Annotated in this window: 20 protein-coding genes, 4 tRNA genes and 2 rRNA genes; 1 reads left to right on the top strand and 25 read right to left on the bottom strand. The window is 28.8% G+C overall.

Annotation, left to right across the window (positions count from 1 at the left end):
- The 13 genes from ACYUEW_RS18195 to ACYUEW_RS18255 form a co-directional block, all read right to left on the bottom strand.
- Positions 1–112, bottom strand: a 112-nt coding sequence (locus ACYUEW_RS18195; RefSeq protein ID WP_163195617.1) for a GTP-binding protein, incomplete at its 3' end; no start/stop codon positions are given.
- Between the two features lie 81 nt (positions 113–193).
- A tRNA-Thr gene (locus tag ACYUEW_RS18200) sits at positions 194–269 on the bottom strand.
- Between the two features lie 18 nt (positions 270–287).
- Positions 288–362, bottom strand: a tRNA-Gly gene (locus ACYUEW_RS18205).
- Positions 363–426: 64 nt separating this feature from the next.
- Positions 427–1,068 (bottom strand): RNA polymerase sporulation sigma factor SigH, encoded by a 642-nt coding sequence (gene sigH, locus ACYUEW_RS18210; RefSeq protein WP_003357363.1) that lies wholly within the window; start codon positions 1,066–1,068, stop codon positions 427–429.
- A gap of 73 nt (positions 1,069–1,141) precedes the next feature.
- On the bottom strand, positions 1,142–1,651 hold the full coding sequence (locus tag ACYUEW_RS18215) for an NYN domain-containing protein (protein WP_003482899.1): 510 nt from the start codon (positions 1,649–1,651) through the stop codon (positions 1,142–1,144).
- 2 nt (positions 1,652–1,653) lie between these two features.
- On the bottom strand, positions 1,654–2,427 hold the full coding sequence (gene rlmB / locus ACYUEW_RS18220) for a 23S rRNA (guanosine(2251)-2'-O)-methyltransferase RlmB (RefSeq protein ID WP_003482898.1): 774 nt from the start codon (positions 2,425–2,427) through the stop codon (positions 1,654–1,656).
- A 2-nt stretch (positions 2,428–2,429) separates the two neighbouring features.
- Entirely contained in the window at positions 2,430–3,182 is a 753-nt protein-coding gene (gene thyX / locus ACYUEW_RS18225; protein ID WP_003482895.1) for an FAD-dependent thymidylate synthase, read from the bottom strand.
- Positions 3,172–3,612, bottom strand: coding sequence for a Mini-ribonuclease 3 (locus ACYUEW_RS18230; protein WP_003482894.1), 441 nt, complete (start codon positions 3,610–3,612; stop codon positions 3,172–3,174). Before ACYUEW_RS18230 ends, thyX begins: the two co-directional genes overlap by 11 nt.
- A 48-nt stretch (positions 3,613–3,660) precedes the next feature.
- Positions 3,661–5,058, bottom strand: a complete 1,398-nt coding sequence (gene cysS, locus ACYUEW_RS18235; protein ID WP_003482892.1) for a cysteine--tRNA ligase — start codon at positions 5,056–5,058, stop codon at positions 3,661–3,663.
- Positions 5,059–5,086: 28 nt separating this feature from the next.
- A complete protein-coding gene (gene ilvA, locus ACYUEW_RS18240; protein WP_003482889.1) occupies positions 5,087–6,304 on the bottom strand; it encodes a threonine ammonia-lyase in 1,218 nt (405 codons plus the stop codon).
- Positions 6,305–6,375: 71 nt separating this feature from the next.
- A complete protein-coding gene (locus ACYUEW_RS18245) occupies positions 6,376–8,013 on the bottom strand; it encodes a YbaK/EbsC family protein (protein WP_045516624.1) in 1,638 nt (545 codons plus the stop codon).
- 106 nt (positions 8,014–8,119) lie between these two features.
- On the bottom strand, positions 8,120–8,809 hold the full coding sequence (gene ispD, locus ACYUEW_RS18250; protein WP_003482885.1) for a 2-C-methyl-D-erythritol 4-phosphate cytidylyltransferase: 690 nt from the start codon (positions 8,807–8,809) through the stop codon (positions 8,120–8,122).
- A 1-nt stretch (position 8,810) separates the two neighbouring features.
- Positions 8,811–9,911, bottom strand: a complete 1,101-nt coding sequence (locus ACYUEW_RS18255; protein WP_003482883.1) for a PIN/TRAM domain-containing protein — start codon at positions 9,909–9,911, stop codon at positions 8,811–8,813.
- Between the two features lie 400 nt (positions 9,912–10,311).
- Between ACYUEW_RS18255 and ACYUEW_RS18260 the strand changes: the two genes are divergently transcribed.
- Positions 10,312–10,710, top strand: a complete 399-nt coding sequence (locus tag ACYUEW_RS18260) for a nucleoside triphosphate pyrophosphohydrolase family protein (RefSeq protein WP_003482881.1) — start codon at positions 10,312–10,314, stop codon at positions 10,708–10,710.
- Positions 10,711–10,741: 31 nt separating this feature from the next.
- On the opposite strand, the gene disA is transcribed toward ACYUEW_RS18260, so the two are convergent.
- The 12 genes from disA to ACYUEW_RS18320 form a co-directional block, all read right to left on the bottom strand.
- Positions 10,742–11,803 carry a DNA integrity scanning diadenylate cyclase DisA gene (gene disA / locus ACYUEW_RS18265; protein ID WP_003491261.1) on the bottom strand — a complete coding sequence of 354 codons (1,062 nt, stop codon included), beginning with the start codon at positions 11,801–11,803 and terminating at the stop codon, positions 10,742–10,744.
- Positions 11,804–11,821: 18 nt separating this feature from the next.
- Positions 11,822–13,180, bottom strand: coding sequence for a DNA repair protein RadA (gene radA / locus ACYUEW_RS18270; RefSeq protein WP_003482877.1), 1,359 nt, complete (start codon positions 13,178–13,180; stop codon positions 11,822–11,824).
- Between the two features lie 119 nt (positions 13,181–13,299).
- Entirely contained in the window at positions 13,300–15,735 is a 2,436-nt protein-coding gene (locus ACYUEW_RS18275; protein ID WP_042384055.1) for an ATP-dependent Clp protease ATP-binding subunit, read from the bottom strand.
- 1 nt (position 15,736) lies between these two features.
- The gene (locus ACYUEW_RS18280) at positions 15,737–16,780 is read right to left on the bottom strand and encodes a protein arginine kinase (protein WP_460277628.1); all 1,044 of its coding nucleotides are present in this window, start codon (positions 16,778–16,780) and stop codon (positions 15,737–15,739) included.
- A 4-nt stretch (positions 16,781–16,784) separates the two neighbouring features.
- Positions 16,785–17,312 carry a UvrB/UvrC motif-containing protein gene (locus ACYUEW_RS18285; protein ID WP_003482872.1) on the bottom strand — a complete coding sequence of 176 codons (528 nt, stop codon included), beginning with the start codon at positions 17,310–17,312 and terminating at the stop codon, positions 16,785–16,787.
- A 22-nt stretch (positions 17,313–17,334) separates the two neighbouring features.
- Complete coding sequence (locus tag ACYUEW_RS18290; RefSeq protein ID WP_003482870.1) at positions 17,335–17,799, bottom strand: CtsR family transcriptional regulator; 465 nt, start codon at positions 17,797–17,799, stop codon at positions 17,335–17,337.
- Positions 17,800–18,147: 348 nt separating this feature from the next.
- A complete protein-coding gene (locus tag ACYUEW_RS18295; RefSeq protein ID WP_003482868.1) occupies positions 18,148–18,378 on the bottom strand; it encodes a hypothetical protein in 231 nt (76 codons plus the stop codon).
- 367 nt (positions 18,379–18,745) lie between these two features.
- On the bottom strand, positions 18,746–20,818 hold the full coding sequence (gene fusA / locus ACYUEW_RS18300; RefSeq protein ID WP_003482866.1) for an elongation factor G: 2,073 nt from the start codon (positions 20,816–20,818) through the stop codon (positions 18,746–18,748).
- Between the two features lie 185 nt (positions 20,819–21,003).
- A tRNA-Asn gene (locus tag ACYUEW_RS18305) sits at positions 21,004–21,078 on the bottom strand.
- 27 nt (positions 21,079–21,105) lie between these two features.
- A tRNA-Asn gene (locus tag ACYUEW_RS18310) sits at positions 21,106–21,180 on the bottom strand.
- Positions 21,181–21,188: 8 nt separating this feature from the next.
- Positions 21,189–21,305: ribosomal RNA gene (gene rrf / locus ACYUEW_RS18315) — 5S ribosomal RNA — on the bottom strand.
- A 91-nt stretch (positions 21,306–21,396) separates the two neighbouring features.
- Positions 21,397–21,504 (bottom strand): 23S ribosomal RNA (locus ACYUEW_RS18320); the annotation flags it as partial.

Raw genomic sequence — 21,504 nt, forward strand, 5'->3', positions numbered from 1 at the left:
GTGCTAATACTGTTGTAATAGCTGCTGTTAATGTTGTCTTACCGTGGTCTACGTGACCTATTGTTCCTATGTTTACATGAGGCTTGCTTCTTTCAAATTTTGCTTTTGCCATTTTTATTTCCTCCTTTTTTGTGTTTATATATTTATTTGTACAAGTAAACTCATCCTGGTGTGTTGTGTTCCTTGTAATTTCTGGAGCCCATGACCGGGATTGAACCGGTGACCTCCACCTTACCAAGGTGACGCTCTGCCGACTGAGCTACATGGGCAACTTTAATATTAAAACTTGGAGCGAGAAACGGGGATCGAACCCGCGGCAACTAGCTTGGGAAGCTAGTGTTCTACCACTGAACTACTCTCGCTCAAAATAATCATATACCAATTATTAATTATAGTAAAATCGGTTTTTATTGTCAATATGTAAAATCATTTATTATTTAAGCATTTTTCTAATTTTCTTTTTACTCTTTGTAGTGCATTGTCTATAGACTTAGCATGCCTATCTAAATCGCAGGCAATTTCTTGATAAGATTTTCCATCTAAATAAGACATTAAAACTTCCATTTCAAGATCTGATAATACTTCGCCTATCTCATTTTGTATATGCTTTAGTTCTTCTCTACTTATAATTAATTCCTCTGGATTAGCCACTTTAGCTTCTGATAAAATATCCAATAAGGTTCTATCTGACTCCTCATCATATATTGGCTTATTTAAAGAAACATATGTGTTAAGCGGAATGTGTTTTTGTCTAGTTGCTGTTTTTATAGCCGTTATAATTTGTCTAGTAACACACAGCTCAGCAAAGGCTTTAAAGGAAGATAATTTATCCGGTTTAAAGTCTCTTATAGCTTTATATAGACCTATCATACCTTCTTGATATATATCTTCTTTATCTGCTCCTATTAAAAAATAAGATTTTGCCTTAGCTTTAACAAAATTCTCATACTTGCCAATTATATATTCTTGTGCTCTAGAATTTCCTGCTTTGGCTTCCATAACTATTTCCTCATCTACACATCCTTCAAAGGAGGAAGTTTTACTATTAATTTGAACCTTTCTATCCAAGGTATCCCCCCCCAAAATAAATATAACCACATATTTGATTATACATTAGTGTTAATAACAACGTCAAGGTAAATTACGTGCTTCTTCTTATTTTTTCCAATTTTTCTAATAAATCTTCTTGCAATATTTCTCCAAGTCTATTCCCTTTTTTAGAAAATTCTTTTTTTATCCTTTCTTTTATATTCTTCTCTGTTTCTTTGACCTGTGAATAAAACTCTAATGAAGATATCCTGGTAGCCCCTCTTTGAAATATTAATTGTTGTTCTAATGAATCTGATGTTACTACAGATACATCTATCTTTCTACCTAAATCATTTATAGATCTTTCAATAAAACTATCTGCAGTTTCCCCTTCTTTTGTAAACACTACTATTAAATTGTTATTTATTTTCTCTATATTTTCTGCACCTTCCGTCTGATGTGCATCAAAAACCACATAAATACGATATTGATTATATGAAGCATAATTGTTTAATATATCTAATAGTTGCTCTCTTGACATTTCTAAATTATAGTCCTTTATTTTTTTTAACTCTTTCCAACTATTTATGACATTATAAGCATCTACAAATATATATTTCATAATTATTTACTCTTCATTCTTTGTTTTAATATTTCATACATTAGCATTCCTCCAGCAACAGAGGCATTAAGAGATGTTATATTTCCGAGCATTGGAATTTTAACTAAAACATCACATTTGCTTTTAGTTAGCTTTGATATCCCTCTTCCTTCACTTCCTATAACTAATGCTATAGGTCCAGATAAGCTTACATCAAAGCAATAGTCATTTCCACACATATCCGCCCCATATATCCATATACCCTTTTCCTTAAGTTTATCTATAACATTATTTATATTAGTAACCTTACTTATTTTCATGTATTCTACAGCTCCAGCAGATGTTTTATAAACAGTAGGAGTAACTCCTACATTTCTTCTTTTAGGTATTATGACACCATGTACCCCACAAACTTCTGCGGTTCTTAATATAGATCCAAAATTGTGTGGATCTTCTATTTCATCTAATATTACTATAAAAGGCTCTTCTTCTTTCTGTTTTGCATATCTTATAATATCTTCTACTGCACAATATTGATATGGAGTTGTAAAAGCTATAACTCCCTGATGGGCTCTTGTTTGAGATATAGAATCAAGTTTTTTTCTATCAACTTCATTTATCACTATTCCTTTTTCCTTAGCTAAAGATATTATAATTTTGATAGATCCTTCTAAATCTCCCTTTGCTACCATTACCTTTTCTATAGTTTTATTTGACTTTAATGCTTCTATTACTGCATTTCTGCCTTCTATTATATCTTCCCTTATTTCTTCCTGTTGACCAACTCTGTTTTTCATTATTACTTACTCTCCTTGTGTAATTTCACATTATATTTTTCTCTAACTTCTTTTATTTTACCACAGGACATTTTTCCCTCTGGACAAGGTCCATTTACACAACCTGGTCCACAATATTTAAATAATGTTGGTGCAACCTCTTTAACTTCAAACAACATAATTTCAGCTAGTTCTCTTATTTCCCATTGTGCCCTATTGCAGCATCTATGTCTAAAGAAATTCATTAAACTTCTGGCATTCATTGTAACTATAATTTTACTTGTACAAGCATTTGGAAATACATACCTTGCATCTTCTATAGCCTTTTTTTCTGCATCCATAGCCCTTAATCCATCATTAATATATTTTTCTTTTAAAATGCTTGCAATATTATCATAGGACTTCTGGCAATTTTTCATAGTTTCTATATATATTTTTTTCGCTTCTTCATCCTTTTCTACAGAAGGTGGAATAACATATTCAAATTGATCTAACCTAACATACCTTTGGCTTTGTTGTGAATAAGAACCTATTCTATGCCTCACAAGTTGATGTGTTAAACTTCTTGATACTCCCTCTATACCAAAAGTAAAAGAAACATGTTCTATTGGTGATTCATGTCCATAGGACATTAACATATTTAAAAATTTATCCACTTTTTCTTTATCTAAATTATTTTGTAAATCTTCAATTCCAGATGAACTATAACATAATTTTGCTGCGGAAGCTATTAATTTTTCTGCATTTGGTGTATATTCTAATAATTTAACTTTCATTATCAAGTGCTCCTTTTTTTCCATTTAAAGTAACTATATTATTTAATAAATAATTTAATCTTTCCTGTTGATCTGTTATATATAAAAAACCTATAAGGGCTTCAAAACCCGTTGCAAATCTATATTCTTGAACATCAGCATTTTTAGGCACCGTTCCTGATTTAGCATTTCTTCCTCTTTTAAATATATAAAGCTCATCTTCATTTAAATCTCCCATTATATCTTTTATACAATCACTCTGTCCATGAGCCTTTACATATTTTATAGCATTCACATGTAGTTTATGCACATTTAACTCTCTATTATTATCTACAAGAAATGTTCTTATAAAAACCTCATATACTGCATCTCCTATGAATGCAAGTACTAGAGGATTTAATGTTTTCCCATCCTTAATAGTAAACTTATTTTGAAATAAACTAAAATCCATATTACTCTCCACTCATTCTATTTTTATTAATCCACTAGTACTTATATCTTATATTTGCTTCCATCTTACTCCCTGTGGTGTATCTTCTAAAACAATGCCTCTTTCCTTCAAATTATCTCTAATTTTGTCTGCTAATGCCCAATTTTTTTCTTTTCTAGCTTTTTGTCTTTCTTCTATAAGCTTTTCAATCTCTTCTTCTAAACTAGCCTTAGTTGATTCTTGTAATATTCCTAAAGGGTTCCCTAATTCTCTTATTAAATCTAATGTATATTTAACTAGTTCTTTTGATGATTCTATAGTAACATTTGTATTAACATCTCTTATTAAATCAAATATTACAGATATAGCATCTGCTGTATTAAAATCATCATCCATTTTTTCTATATATTTTTCTTTATATTTTTGTAATTCATTCTTGTATTCTAATTCTTCATCTCTTAATTCTTCATTTTTTACTTCATCTAATAAATTTTCTAAATTATTTATAGAATTATATAATCTATCTAAAGCTGCTTTAGTTGAATCTAATAACTCCATACTAAAGTTTATTTGAGTTCTATAATGTCCTGATAACATAAACATTCTTAAAACATCTGCATCATATTTTTCTAATATTTCTCTTGCTGTAAAGAAATTATTTAATGATTTAGACATCTTTTGATTATTCACATTAACAAAAGCTGAATGTAACCAATACTTTGCAAATTGTTTTCCTGTTCTTGCCTCACTTTGAGCTATTTCATTTTCATGATGTGGAAATGATAAATCTGATCCTCCTGCATGTATATCTATTGTTTCTCCTAACAAATTATAAGCCATACATGAGCATTCTATATGCCAACCTGGTCTTCCCATTCCCCAAGGACTTTCCCAAGCAGGTTCTCCTGGCTTTTGGCTTTTCCATATAGCAAAGTCCATAGGATCTTTTTTTCTTTCATCCACATTTATTCTTGATCCTAATTGTAATTCTTCTAAATTTTGTCCTGATAATTTACCATAATCGCCAAATCTTTTAGTACTAAAATATACGTCTCCATCTATTTCATAAGCATATCCTTTTTCTATTAGATCACTTACAAATCTTATTATCTCGTCCATAAATTCAGTTGCTCTTGGATTTTTAGTTGCTCTTTCAATATTTAAGTCATCTGCATCTTTATAATATTCTTTTATGAATCTATCGCCTAATTCTTTTACCGTTATTCCTTCTTCATTAGCTTTTTTTATCATCTTATCATCTATATCAGTAAAATTTTGAATAAATTTCACTTTATAACCCCTATATTCTAAATATCTTCTTATACTATCAAAGACTACAAAGGTTCTAGCATTTCCTATATGGAAAAAATTATATACCGTAGGACCACAAACATACATTTTTACTTCTCCTGGTACTAACGTAACAAACTCTTCTTTTTTATTAGTTAAAGTATTGTAAACCTTCATCTATTTACCTCCTATTTTGCTAAATTTATTACATACATATATTTGTTTGTATATTATACCCTTTTTCACTAAGTTGTTTCAATAATTTATCTCCTTGTTCTTTACTCTGAACTTCTACTTCAAATATTACATTTGCATATTCTAACCCTTTTTCACTCCAATTAGTATCCTGTCTAGCCTTAACTATATTGGCTCCCGTAGAAACAATATTTGAAATAACATCCTCGAACTCTCCTATTTTGTCCTGTAATTCTACCTTAAATCTTATTCTTCTCTTAAGCATTATAAGCTGTCTATCTATTATTTTAGATATCATAGCTATATCTATATTACCACCACTTATTAAAGCCACAACTTTTTTACCTTTAATATTAATCTTATTAGCTAATAAAGCTGCAACGGTTGATGCTCCTGCACCCTCTGCAATAACTTTTGTTTTCTCAATAAGTTCAAAAATTCCATAGGCTATTTCATCCTCTGTAACCGTAACTACTTCATCTACATATTCTCTAATATATTTAAAAGCAATATCTCCTGGAGTCTTTACTGAAATACCATCTGCTAAAGACTTAGCTCCTGGCAAAGTTACAATTTCATCTTTTTCTAAAGATGCCTTTGTAGAGGCTATAATAGCTGATTGAACTCCTATAATTTTTATATCTGGCTTTATGGATTTAGCCGCTACAGCTATTCCTGATATTAGTCCTCCTCCTCCTATTGGAACTATTATAGCATCTATATCCTCTATTTCTTCTAATATTTCTAAAGCTATTGTGCCTTGACCTGCCATAACATGTATATCATTAAAAGGGTGTACAAAAGTAGCTCCTGTAGCCTTTTGTATTTCTAATGCTTTTTCATAACATTCATCATAAACTTCCCCGTGCTGGACAACCTCTGCTCCATATCCTTTTGTTGCCATGACCTTAGCTTGAGGAGCAGTTTTAGGCATAGCTATAGTAGATTTTATTCCAAAAGCTGTAGCTGCATAAGCAACTCCTTGAGCATGATTTCCTGCAGAGGATGCAATAACACCCTTTTCCTTTTCTTCCTCAGTTAATGAAACTATCTTGTTATATGCACCTCTTAATTTAAAAGCTCCAGTCTTTTGTTTGTTTTCACATTTTAAATATACTTCATATCCCGTTTTTTTAGAAAAAGTACTTGAATAAAATAAAGGTGTTTTTCTAACTACTGTTTTTATATTATTTTGAGCTTTTTTTATTGTATCTAAATTTAACTCCATGATCATCTATCTCCCATCCCATTCTAAATTATATTTTTATAATAAACCATATAATATTTTTATTCAATCTATTAAGCCATACCCAATAAACTTTTAATACTTTCTTGTAATTGATCTATTGGGATTTCTTTCTTCTCTTTTAAATTTCTTAATTTTATTTCTACATTATTTTCTTTTATATTTTTACCAACAGTTATTCTAATAGGTATTCCCCATAAATCCGCATCTTTAAATTTTACTCCTGCTCTTTCTTTTCTATCATCTAAAATTGTGCTTATTCCACTATTAACTAGGTTGCTATAAATTTCTTCCGCTACTTTAAACTGTTGTTCATCCTTTTCATTAGCTATAGTTACTATAATTTTAAATGCTGATGCTTCCATAGGCCACACAATCCCTAATTCATCTTTATTTTGTTCTATTGCCCAGGAAATAATTTTATATATGTCCATAAAACCTTTATAAATTGTAAATGGCTTACTCTTTCCTTTATTATCAATGAATGTAGCGCATTCATTTTTTATTAAGTTTTCTTCTATTTTTTTGATTTCCCCTATAACAAAGCCCTCATTAATTTCCAATTTATTACCACATAGGATACATCTACTATCTTTATGTATCTTTCTAAATTCTCCAACTATTCCTTTAAAATCTCTTCTATAATTAACATTTTCATAATGATACCCTGTTTCATTTGCACCTACCATAAAATTATTCATTTTAGTTATTTCTTCATCTACCAATATATTATCAACTTTTAAATTAATTGGGCCAGCGAAACCTATCTCTGCATTTGTAGCCTGTTTAACTATATCTTCTCCTGCTAATTCTAAATTTCCTATATTGCCTAAATTTTTAATAACCTTAAATTCATCTATATCCCTATCACCTCTTACCATAACTGCAACAATAGAAGCATTATTACACTTATATATTATTGTTTTTGTAAGCTTTCTATAAGGCACCTTAAAAAATTCGCCTAGCTCCTCCATAGTTTTTATATCAGGTGTTTCTATTTTATTTAATTCTTTTAAATCCTTTTCTATATTATAATCTGGTATAGATAAAGCTCTATTGATTTCATTACCATAATTACAGCTTTTACACTCAACTATATGTGAATCTCCTATGTTATCATATATGATAAATTTTATGGTTCCATCTAGTTCATCCTCTACTATATGGTATTGTAAATTCATGATTTTAAAAATGTCTTTATAAAGTTTTATTAATTCTTCTTTATTAAATTTATTATTTTCTTCATCTAACATCATATAAAAATGCTCTTTTAATACTTGTTTTCCACACATAATTCCTAAATTATTTTTTCCTTTATAATTAATCTCTGTATTGTTTTCATAAAAAAACAAAGGCAATTGCTTATAAGACGTTACATTATTTTTTAAAAAGTTTATAAATCTTAAGTTCTCCTCATTAGAATCTAATATAAACTCATTATTTTTTTTACTTACATCTTGGAAATCCTTTATATACGGTATGGATATTTGAAAGCCGCCATTTTTTTTTGAATTATCCTCAATTATCTTTTGAATGTTTTCTAAAAAACTATATCCTAAAGGTGTAAATGCATATAGTCCACTGTCTACTTTAGTTATTAATCCTCCTTTTAATAATAATTTTTGACTATCCATATCCAGATCTGCTGGATACTCTCTTAAACTATGCACTAATGTTTTTGATAATCTCATAACTTCCCCCCTAAATTATTTATTATATTTCAAAATATTCCAAATTAAAATTTAAAATATGCAATATATAAACAAAACTCGCCCCTTATTAGGACGAGTTTTGTTGCTAAGTTAGCTTTTCTAATATTTGTTCTCCTAATATTAAATCTTCAGGAGTTGTTATTTTTATATTACTGTAGCTGCCTTCATATAAATATACTGATTTACCGTAATTTTCCAAAACCATAGTATCATCTGTTACTTTTTTATTATGTTTTTTTAACTTTTCATGACAATCTAATATTATATTGTAATCAAAACACTGAGGAGTTTGAACTATAAATAGATCCTCTCTGCTAGGAGTGTCTATTGCAAATCCTTGTTTATCTTTTATTTTTATAGTATCCTTTGGCCTTACTCCAGAAGCAGCGGCTCCGTATTGCTTTACATATCTTATACCATTCTCTATAATATCACTAGTAACAAAAGGTCTTGCTGCATCATGGATTAATACTACATCACAATTCTTTGATACAGCTTTTAATCCATTATAAACAGAATCCTGTCTCTCCTTACCCCCTGGAACTATTTTAGATACCTTATTAATATTATATTTATCTATAATATCCCTACAAACTTCTATTTTATCTTCTAAGGTAACTAGCACTATTTCATCTATAGATTCATGGGTTGAAAATTTGCTTAACGTATAATAAAGAATAGGTTTATTTTTTATCTTTAAAAACTGCTTGCTTATATTGCTATTCATTCTTTTGCCTTTTCCAGCAGCAACTATAATAACAGAATTTTTACTCATGCTAAGACTCCTCTTTTCTCTTAGCAAAAATCATTCTTCCTGCTGCTGTTTGTAAAACAGAGGTTACTACTACGTCTAAGTTTTGTCCTATACGTTTTTTAGCCCCTTCTACTACAATCATAGTTCCATCATCAAAGTAAGCTATTCCTTGATTAGCCTCTTTACCATCTTTAACAATTTGGATATTCATTTCCTCTCCCGGTAACACAACAGGCTTTACTGCATTTGCTAATTCATTTATATTTAATACAGGTACTCCTTGAAATTCAGCTACTTTATTTAAATTATAATCATTAGTTATTACTTTACCGTTTAAAACCTGAGCTAATTTTAATAATTTACTATCTACCTCTGCTATTTCTGGGAAGTCCTTTTCATATATTTGCACATCTATATTTAGTTCCTTTTGTATTTTGTTTAGTATATCTAAGCCTCTTCTCCCTCTATTCCTCTTTAAGCTATCTGAAGAGTCCGCTATATGCCTAAGCTCTGCTAAAACAAAAGTAGGTATTACCAAAGTTCCTTCTATAAATTCAGTCTGACATATATCAAATATTCTTCCATCTATTATAACAGATGTATCTAATACTTTAGGGGTTGCATTACTTTTATTAGACTTTGCCTTTTTTTCTTTTGCTGGTGAATTTCTTTTTATATTAGAAAAAAGTGATATTAATTCTTCTTTTCTTTTAATTGCAATATTGGCTCCTAATGCAGCCATAATAATAGCAACAACTACGGCTAATATTACTCCTATTATAGGGATCTGAGCTAGCAAATTAACGAATAAAGCTGATATAGCCAATCCCAATATAGCTCCAACAGTTCCAAATACAATTTCATTGGCAGATAATTTTTGCAAACTTCTTACTATATAATCCATTATTTTCAATATTATAGAATTTATCCATGGGGATATAAGAAATAATATTATTCCAAAAACTATAGAACATAAAATTAAAAAGAAAGCTGACTTAACTTGACTTCCATTAAAATAAGATAAACTAGAGAAATAGTTGGTTGACATAATTAATCCCCCAATTATATACCCTAAGGCTAATCCTATTATTGTAAAAAGCCATCTTAATATTTTATTTAACATCCATTTCACCTCCTCTTAATAATTGTTAACAATTATTAAGATTTTCAATCCTTTTTATATTTAATATATATTAATAATTATTAATTTTCAACAATCCTAAAAATAATTAATAATTATTTATGAAAATACACACTTTGTTTAATATTTGTTTTCCTTTATATTTTTGTTTTTAATATTAAATTTTTACTACTTTAACTATATATATTCTTCATATTTTTTCCATTTCCTTCTTTAATAATATATAGGTATTATTTAACATGAGTATCCCCCTATAAAAAATATTGATTTTAATTTATGATATAAATATGATTTAACTTATACACTTATTGACAAGGTTAATGATAGGAACCTATAATAGTTTATAGTACACATATGAAATCTTTATAAGGAGTTGAACCCTATGAAAGATGTAATTTTTGATGATTTTCAAAATTCTGTTAATGATTCTCTTTTAAGACATAAGAGTATATTAGATATTTTAACCAAATACAGTGAATCTAATGCGAGAGTAAATAGAGCTATAGCTAAATCAATAACTAACTGTGGCTGTGTTTCAGTTAAAGCAGAAAAGCAAAAATTGCCTTCAGATAGTATAGATATAGAAGCTCTCAGAGATTGTTTAAAATCTCACATTAATGGTGAACTTTGTGATAACTGTAGAGATGTAATTGAAAGAGAAATTGGTAATAATTTATTTTATTTGACCTCTCTATGCAACTTATTAGATTTAAACTTATATGATATATTGTTAAAAGAATATAATAAAATAAATACATTAGGCAAATATAGTATGAGATAAAGTATAGCACAAAGTATTTTAATACTTTGTGCTATACTTTATCTAGCATTATTTGTTCTCTAAGTCTTCTTAATCCATTTTTTATAGCTTTAGCTCTAGCTTCTCCAATCCCTTCTACATTATCTAATTGCTCATAGGATGCTTCCATTACACATTTTAACTGATTAAAATTAGCTACTAAATTTTCTATTACATTACTTGGTATTCTCGGTATTTTATTAATCATCCTATATCCTCGGGGTGAAATAAGTGTATCTACCAAAGGTACTCCTGTATATCCTATAATTTTTGATAATCCATCTAAATTTAAAAGTTCTTCTGATGAAAGTCCTTGTATTTGTTTGTATATATCCTCATATTCCATATTACTTCTACAATAGTCTCTTATAAGCAGAATGCCATCTTCTTCTACACTTTTTATTAATTCACTTAATTGCATATCAATTAGTCTTCCTTCATTACCTAATTCACATATATATCTTTCTATTTCACTAACTATTCTCATAACCATTTCGGATCTTTGAATAGCAGTTACTACATCAAATAAAGTTGCTATATCCTTAAATTCTAGTATATTCAAATTATTTACTACTCTGTCTAAAACAGCTACATATTTTTCTAAAGTTTGCAGAGCTTGATTAGCTCTTGCTAATATTATACTACTATCTCTTAATACATACTTTATTCCACCCTTATAAACAGTTATTATATTTCTCCTCTGAGAAATAGCTATTACTATGGCTCCTGTTTGTTTCGCTACTCTATCAGCAGTTCTATGTCTTGTTCCTGTCTCAAAAGTAGGTATAGATGAATCCGGTATTAATTGAGCATTAGCACATAATATCTTCTTTAAATCGCTGCTTAACACAATTGAACCATCCATTTTAGCTAGTTCATAAACATAAGATGGACTATATTCTGAATTAATTTTAAATCCACCGTCTACTAATTTTAATATTTGATCACTATCTCCTAGAACTAATAATCCACCGGTTTTAGCTCTTAATATATTCTCTAACCCCTCTCTTAGTGGGGTCCCTGGGGCCATTATTTTAAGTATATTCATTAATTCTTTATCTTTTTCTATTCTCACTTCTCTCACCCTACACAATTAAAATACTTTATTAATACCTTCTCTTAAAGAAGATATACCAATTAGATTAACATTATTTTTTACAGAAATTTTGTCTTTATTTCTATCAGGTATAATTATACTGGTAAATCCCATTTTTATGCCTTCATTTACTATTCTATCACAAAAACTTACGGGGCGAACCTCTCCTGTAAGTCCTATTTCTCCAACTACTAAAACTTTAGGTAATTTTATATCTTTTGATTTAGCACTAGATATTAAAGCTAATGCTAATCCTAAATCAGCAAAAGTCCCTGTTAAATCTAACCCTCCTACTACATTAACATATACATCGCAATTATAAAAAGGTATATTTAATTTTTTTTCTAACACGGCTAATATTAAATTCAATCTAGCTGTGTCTACTCCTACTGCTGTTCTTCTTGGCATATAAGCTTTTGTTTCACTTACCAACGCTTGTATTTCTATAAGTATTGGTCTAGTACCTTCCATTATACCTATTATTACAGAACCTTCCCTTTGAAATTCAGTTTCTTCTAAAAATACAGCGGAAGGGTTGCTTATTTCTAATAGTCCTTCTCCTGCCATTTCAAAAACTCCTATTTCACTTGTAGTTCCGAAACGATTTTTTACTGTTCTTAAAATCCTAAATTCTTGGGTTCTTTCTCCTTCAAAAGATAAAACCGTATCTACCATATGTTCTAAAACTCTAGGTCCTGCTAATTCTCCTTGCTTTGTAACATGTGCCACTATAAAGAAAGGTATGTTATTATTTTTGCTTATATGCATAATATCGTTAGAACACTGCCTAACTTGAGACACAGTACCTGGAGCTGAAGATAGTTCACTTTTAAAAAGAGTCTGTATAGAATCTATTATAACAAATTTAGGATTAATTGTCGTAATGTGTTCTTTTATTATATCCACATTTGTTTCTGAAAGTATGTATATATCTTTTGATATTACCTTAAGTCTATCTGCCCTCATTTTTATTTGCTCTTCTGATTCTTCTCCTGATACATATAAAACCTTACCATACTTAGTAGCAATATTATTAGCAGCTTGTAAAAGTATTGTGGACTTTCCTATTCCAGGAGAGCCAGATATAAGAGTTAGAGATCCCTTAACTATACCACCACCTAAAACTCTATTTAGTTCCTTTATTCCAGTATCTAATCTTTCGTATTCACTAGATTTTATTGTGGATATCATTTTAGGTTCTGATTTAATATTTATATTTTTTATAGTCTTATTAGTTGATTGTTTTTCTTCCTCTACCATACTATTCCAAGTATTGCATCCAGGGCATTTTCCTACCCATTTTATAGATTCGTACCCACATTGTTGACATGTATATACAATTTTATTTTTAGCCATTTAATCAACTCCAAAACCTTAATTACAATAATATTATTATAACATCAATTAGTACAAATAATTTTAAAAAACCAATAATTAAATAAATTTAATTATTGGTTTAGAATTAAATTCAAAATTTAGATTTTAGAAAAATTCAATTTATCTTCAATAGTATTAACTTTAACTGAATCACCTTTTTTAATATTACCTTTTAATATTTCTTCTGACAATTTATCTTCTACAATTTTAGTTATAGCTCTTCTTAAAGGTCTAGCTCCATAATTAGTATCATATCCTTCTTTTGCCAATATTTTTTCTGCCTCTTCTGTAAACTCTAATTTGATTCCTTGATCTTCAACTCTATTTGATACAATTTTTAGCATAAGCTTAACTATTTCTTTAATATGCTCTTCTCTTAATTGATGGAAAACTATTATATCGTCTATTCTATTTAAGAATTCTGGCCTAAATGAATGTTTTAACTCATGCATAATGTTATCTTTCATTTTTTCATATTCTGTTTCTCTTTCTTCTTCTATAGAAGTATTAAAACCTAATGTTTTTTGCCTACTTATAGTTGATGCTCCCACATTAGATGTCATTATGATTATAGTGTTTCTAAAATCTACTGTCTTACCTTTGCCATCTGTAAGCCTTCCATCTTCTAATATTTGAAGTAATATATTAAATACTTCTGGATGAGCTTTTTCTATTTCGTCAAATAACACAACTGAATATGGATTTGTCCTTACTTTCTCTGTTAATTGACCTCCTTCATCATGTCCTACATATCCTGGAGGTGATCCTATTAATCTGGATACTGAATGCTTTTCCATATACTCTGACATATCAACTCTAATCATATTATTTTCATTTCCAAACATAGCTTCTGCTAAAGCTTTTGTTAATTCAGTTTTTCCTACACCTGTTGGTCCTAAAAATATAAATGACCCTATTGGTCTCTTTGGATCTTTTAAGCCTACTCTTGCCCTTCTTACAGATTTTGATACTGATTTAATAGCTTCTTCTTGCCCAATTACTCTATTATGAAGAATATCTTCTAATTTTAAAAGTCTTTCAGATTCCTTTTCCGTAAGCTTATTAACTGGTATATTAGTCCACTTTGAAACTACTGATGCTATTTGTTGTTCTGATACAATTAAATTAGAACCCTCTTTTTCTGCATTCCAATCCTTTTTTAACCCTTCTAACTTTTCTTTTAATTCCTTTTCTTTATCCCTTAAGTTAGCAGCTTTTTCAAAATCCTGAACTCTTATTGCATCTTCTTTTTCTTTAACAACTTTATCTAATTGTTCCTCTATATTTTTTAAATCTGGTGGTGCAATTAAATTTTCTATTCTAACCTTTGAACCAGCTTCATCTATTAAATCTATTGCTTTATCTGGCAAAAATCTATCTCTTATATATCTATCTGATAAATTGACCGCTGCATATATAGCATCATCTGTAAATTTAACTCTATGATGTGCTTCATACTTATCTCTTAATCCTTTTAAAATCTCTATTGTTTCTTCTTTTGTAGGTTCTCCTACATTTATAGGTTGGAATCTCCTCTCTAAAGCGGAATCTTTTTCTATATACTTTCTATACTCATCTAATGTAGTTGCACCTATACATTGAATTTCTCCTCTTGCCAATGCCGGCTTTAATATATTTGCCGCATCTATAGCCCCTTCTGCTGCTCCAGCTCCAACTATTGTATGAATTTCATCTATAAACAATATTGTATCTTTAGAGTTTCTTACTTCCTCCATTATTTTCTTTAATCTATCCTCAAATTCACCCCTATATTTAGCTCCTGCTATCATAGATGTTAAATCTAACGTAACTACCCTTTTATTTTTTAATATTTCTGGTATATTCCCATTAATTATGTTTTGGGCTAACCCTTCCGCTATTGCTGTTTTTCCAACTCCCGGCTCCCCTATTAAACAAGGGTTATTCTTAGTCCTTCTGCATAATATTTCTAAAACTCTTTGAGTTTCTTTATCTCTTCCAATGACTGGGTCAATTTTCCCCTCCTCTGCCATTTCAGTTAGATCTCTTCCAAATTGATCTAATGTAGGAGTAGAACTTTTAGAACTTTTTTTGCTACCTTCATCTTTAAGCATTTCTTCTCCTGACAAATTTTTTATTAGCTCTTTTTTTAATCTTTCAACATCTAATCCTAAATTAGAAAGGATAGTAAAGGCTACACCTTCTGCTTCTCTTATTAATCCCAATAATATATGCTCTGGAGTTATATAATTATGATTTAAATTTCTAGCTTCTAATAAACTCATTTCAAGTAATCTTTTTGTTCTTGGAGTAAGTGGAATTTCATTTTTATAAAGATCCATCTCCCCTTTTCCTTCATATCTTTCTATTAACTGTCTAACTTTATCTTCTGTTATGCCAGAATTATTTAATAATTGTTTGGCTACTCCATCTTCTATTAAAATTCCTAAAAGAATATGTTCTGTACCTACATATCCATGTTTGAATTTTTCTGCTTCTTCCTGAGCATTCATAAGTACTTTCTGAGCTCTTTCTGTAAATCTTCCAAACATCATATTAATCACCCTCCTTAAACTTTTGTTTTTTTAATCTTTCTTTAACTAACATAGCTCTATAATATCTACTTTCTTTCTCAGTCATTTCTTTATCATAAATCCTATTTAAGTTAGCCGGTTGGGTGTCTACTATTAATTGATTAATTATATTCTCATCTATATCTTTTATTATTGACATCTCTATACCTAGCTTTACATTAGATATATAATTTAAGCATTCTAAATTATCTAATAGTATTGCTGATTCTAACAATGCTAAGGATCTATATATTTTATCCTTTATTTCATATTCATAACTTTCTATGAACTTTTCTCTTGCCATATTCTCTTCATTTATTATTTGTTTTATTACTGCCTCTAAATTGTTCATTATCTCTATTTCATCTAAGCCTAGAGTAATTTGATTTGATATTTGATATATATTTCCTAAAGCTTTAGAACCTTCCCCATAAATACCCCTTACTGTCATGCCTAATTGACTTATAGCATTCAATAATGCTGATATTCTATTATTCATGGAAAGAGCCGGTAAATGTATCATAACAGAAGCTCTTAATCCTGTTCCAATATTTGTTGGGCAGGATGTTAAATATCCTAAATCTTTATCAAAGGCTAAATTTATATTTTTTTCAATCATATTATCAATATGGTTTGCTTTTTCAAATGCCTTTTCTAAATTAAAACCCTTTGTTATACTTTGTATTCTAATATGATCTTCTTCATTTATCATAATGCTATTTTTTTCAGAACTATCTATTATTATAGCGGCCTTATCTATATTCTTAATTAAGTTAAAACTAATGATGTGTTTTTCCAACAATGAATTAATTTCTTTTTTTTCTAGATTCCATAAATATATAGTCTTAAATGCGTCCTTTTCAACTTCCTTATAAAATTCATTTTCTATCCTATATATGATATCCCTACCATTCTTATTATCTATTTTATTTGGAAAGGGTGCCTTGTCTATATTCCTAGCTAATCTTATTCTACTACTTAAAACCATGTTATCATTTGACAAAGGAGTTTTTTTATTTTCGTTCATATATTTACGCCTCCTCCTCTTTTTCATTTTCCAATAACTTTATTTTATCTCTTATTTCTGCGGCTTTTTCATATTCTTCCTCTTTAATGCATTTTTGCAGTTTGTCTCTTAATTGTTGCAAATTCTTTTGTTTTATTATATATTGTCCTGATTTTTCAGGGATTTTTCCTGTATGCTCCACATTTCCATGAATTCTTTTTATTATTGGAATTATACTATCATTAAAAACCTTATAACACTCACTACAGCCTAATAAACCTTTCATTTTAAATTCATTATAAGTTGTTCCGCAATGAGGACACGTAATTTCATAACTTATATTTTTTTCTTGAGGCTTATTCATATAATCTAATATATTAGCTAATATATTTTGAACTGAAAAAGATGACATAAGATTTAAATTATCTGTTATTCCTATTCCTTGTTCCTGTTTTGCACAGCTTTCACATAAATTAACCTCTTCTCTATGTCCATTTATAACCTTTGTTATATGAACTGTTGCACTATTTTTATTACATTTATCACATAGCATAAAATCACCCCCAACTTTTATATTAAATTATAACCATAATTATATTTTTTAGTATATTAGCCCTTAACATATTTTTACTTATATCAATATTTCCAAACACTCTATCATTTATAGCAATTTTCATTATAATAGCTTCTCTTTCTGTTATGACAGCCATTTCTACTAACCCATCTATGATATTTATTGCATTATCATATGTAATACTGTTCCCTATTCTATCTACTATAAGCTCTTTCAAGTTTTTATTATTAGTAAATTCTATACGTCTAATTATAATGCAACCTCCACCACCTCTCTTGCTTTCTATATAATAACCCTTATCTTCTGTAAATCTAGTAGTTAAAACATAATTTATTTGAGATGGTGCACAACTAAAATAATTAGCCAATTCATTTCTTTTTATTTGTAATTCTGATTCATTATTTTCTTGAAACATTTCTTTTATAAAATCCTCTATTATATCAGATAATCTAGCCACAAATATCATTCCTTTTCTTCTGACTTTGTCTTTCTTTGACCTTAGTAATATAATAATTTACATATTTTCTTTATTCAACATACATATACATGTAAATAATGTCATTATGCTAAATTATTATTGTTTTTCTTTATATTTCTATTAGTTTTGTAAATTTTTAATTTCCTTTGATTAAAATATCACTATGTGTTTTAATTAGTCTTTCTCTTAGTATTATTTTATGATTTTTCTATCTAACTCTATGACAGAATACAATTATAGGAAAAGGATTTTTCTATCTGCTTAAGCTATAAGCTATTACTACTAAAAGCTTATTTATTTTTAATGAATAAGCTGAAAAATCCTCATAATCTAACTTTATCTTTTATAAGCTTCTATATAATAATTTTCTTTCAATATATCTTTTTTATTTATTTCAAAATTACTTCTCTCTAACATATTACATATTATATCCATATTTTGTCTCTCTTCACAATTCATCTCTATTATTACTTCATCTTTTGAGTCTAATATATTTATATAATCATTTATACTACTATAATCACTTAGTCCCATAGGCCCCTTAATATTTAAATGATAACTTGACATTAAATCTCCCCTTTTTGCTTAATGTAACATATATTTTTCTATAATATTATTTCACATAATACACATTTTATTACTAATATTTATGTTTTATGTATAATAGCTGAAATATATGGTAAAAATTAATTCTGTTATAATATATTTAATTGAGTTAATTATTGGTACTGTTTCATAATAACTTATAGATAAAATTACATTAAAATTTAATACTACAGTTATAATAATTAAAATATATTATTATTTATATACATACTTGGAAAGGTATTTAATCTAAATGGAACTACTAAAATAGCAAAGGTTTTAATAATATAATAAATAGTAAATAAAATATAGTATAAAAAATCACCTAAAAACTAGGTGATTTTTTATACTATATTTTATTTTTACTAGATAGTACTTTTTCAACCTCAATGGGATCTAAAATTTCATCATATCTTTCAAAACTTAAATAAAATTCACCCATCCCCTGAGTTATACTTCTTAGATCTGTAGCATAACTTATTATTTCTGCCTGTGGTACTTCTGCTATAATTTTTTCTAAATTATTAGCTTCCTGCTCCATACCTAAAATTTTGCCTCTTTTTCTATTTATATCTCCTATAATATCTCCCATATATTCCTCTGATGATATTACTTCTAAACGCATTATAGGCTCTAATAAAGTTGGTTTTGCTTCCTTTATTCCCTTCTTAAATGCAATAGAGGCTGCAATTTTAAAAGCCATTTCAGATGAATCTACTGAATGATATGAACCATCGTATATTGTAGCCTTAATTCCTATAACAGGATATTCTGCTAGTACTCCCTTTTTCATGCATTCTAAAATTCCTTCTTCTACTGCGGGAATATATTGTTTCGGAACTACCCCTCCAACTATATTATTTACAAATTCAAACTCTCCATTTTTGTTTGGTTCAAATTTTATAAATACATCTCCATATTGGCCATGTCCACCAGATTGTTTTTTATGTTTTCCTTGGACCTTAGATATAGATTTTATAGTCTCCCTATATGGAATTTTAGGCAAATCTAGCACTATTTCTGTGCCGAATTTATTTTTTACTCTATTTGCTATTACTTCTAAATGTATATCTCCCATACCTGATATTAATGTTTCTGCATTTTCTAAATCTCTACTTATATATATTGTAGGATCTTCCTCCACTAATTTATCTAGGGCATAAAACATTTTATCTTCGTCATTTTTTGATTTAGGTAATGCTGCCATGGTCATATTAGCTTTAGGAAAATCCATTTTTTTGAATATTATTTTTCTGTTTAAATCACACAAAGTATCCCCTGTAGAAGTATATTGTAATTTGCTTGCTGCTCCTATATCTCCTGAAATTACTCTATCTGTTTGAATTTGTTGCTTACCTTTTAAAAAATATAATTTACCTACCTTCTCCTTTTTATCTTTTGTTGAATTATAAATAGAGCTTTCTTCATTTATTACTCCACTCATTACTTTAAATAATGACAATCTACCTATAAAAGGATCTATAATAGTCTTAAAAACTAGTGCTGAAAATGGATCTTTTTCATTACAACTTATCTCTATATTATTTTTATTTATACCCTCTGATGCCTCTATTTTTTTTGTTTCTACTGGTGATGGAAACCATTGAACTATATCCTCTAAAACAGTTTCAATACCTATGGCCTTTATAGCAGACCCACACATTACTGGAACTATTTCTCCTTTTGCAGTGCCTGCCATTAATCCCTCATATATATCTTTTTCACTTAGTGTACCTTCACTAAAATATTTTTCTAAAAGCTTCTCATCTGTTTCAGCTACGGCTTCTACAATCATATTTTTACATTCATTCACTTTATCTAATAATTCATTTGGTACTTCTTTTGTCTCCACCTTATGTGTTTTTTCATTAAATATTATTGCCTTGCTAGAAATAACATTTATTACACCTTTAAAATTTTGTTCTTTTCCTATAGGGTATTGAACAGGCACTACAGATACACCATATCTTTCTTTAAGTTTATTTAAAGTGCCTTCAAAATCCATATTTTCTTTATCTAATTTGTTTATATAAAATACTTTAGGTATTTTCTCTTTTGTTGTATAATTCCAAGACTTTTCTGTTCCAACATGTATACTCCCTGTTGCTGACAATACTATAATGGCAATATCAGCAGCTTTTAAGCCTTGAATTTTTTCTCCTACAAAATCAAAATAACCAGGCATATCAATCAAATTAATTTTTGTGTCCTTCCATTTACACGGTTGTATTGTGGTGGATATAGATATTTTTCGTTTTTTCTCTTCTGTATCATAATCAGATACAGTATTTCCCTCTTCTATGGTACCTAATCTATCTACCATATTTGTAAAATACAAAATAGCTTCTGTTAAAGAAGTTTTTCCTGATCCACTATGTCCAATTATGCCTATATTTCTTAGATTGGTGGTGCTATAATTCATACTAATTCCCCCTATCTATTTTATGGCTTAAATATATATTCTATTTGATAATATAAAATCCTTTCAAAAATTACTAATTTTCTTAATAATCAGACTATAGTCAAAAAATAAAAAGCTATTAAATATATATTACATATCTAATAGCTTTTATTACAACTTTTAATAAAATTATCCAAAAAATAAAATGGCTCCGCGAAAAGGATTCGAACCTTCAACCTATCGGTTAACAGCCGAGTGCTCCACCGTTGAGCTATCGCGGAATATTTTTTAAAAATATAAAATTTAAATGGCTCCGCGGAAAGGATTCGAACCTTCAACCTATCGGTTAACAGCCGAGTGCTCCACCATTGAGCTACCGCGGAATATTTATATCTGGCAACGACTTACTCTTCCACAGGGCCTCCCCTGCAGTACCATCAGCGCTTTGAAGCTTAACCTTCGTGTTCGGCATGGRAACGGGTGTTACCTTCAAGCCATAATCACCAGATATTTAACATTATAATTRCTTTTTYGYAATTTGTCAATAGRGATTTAACAATTTTTATTGTTTCTCTCAAAATTACACAGTGAATTTTATTTTGGTCAAGCCCTCGACTTATTAGTATCAGTCAACTTAACATGTTGCCATGCTTACATCTCTGACCTATCAACCTGGTGTTCTTCCAGGAGTCTTACTAGCTTACGCT

The organism is Clostridium sp. CTA-1 (assembly GCF_054768215.1).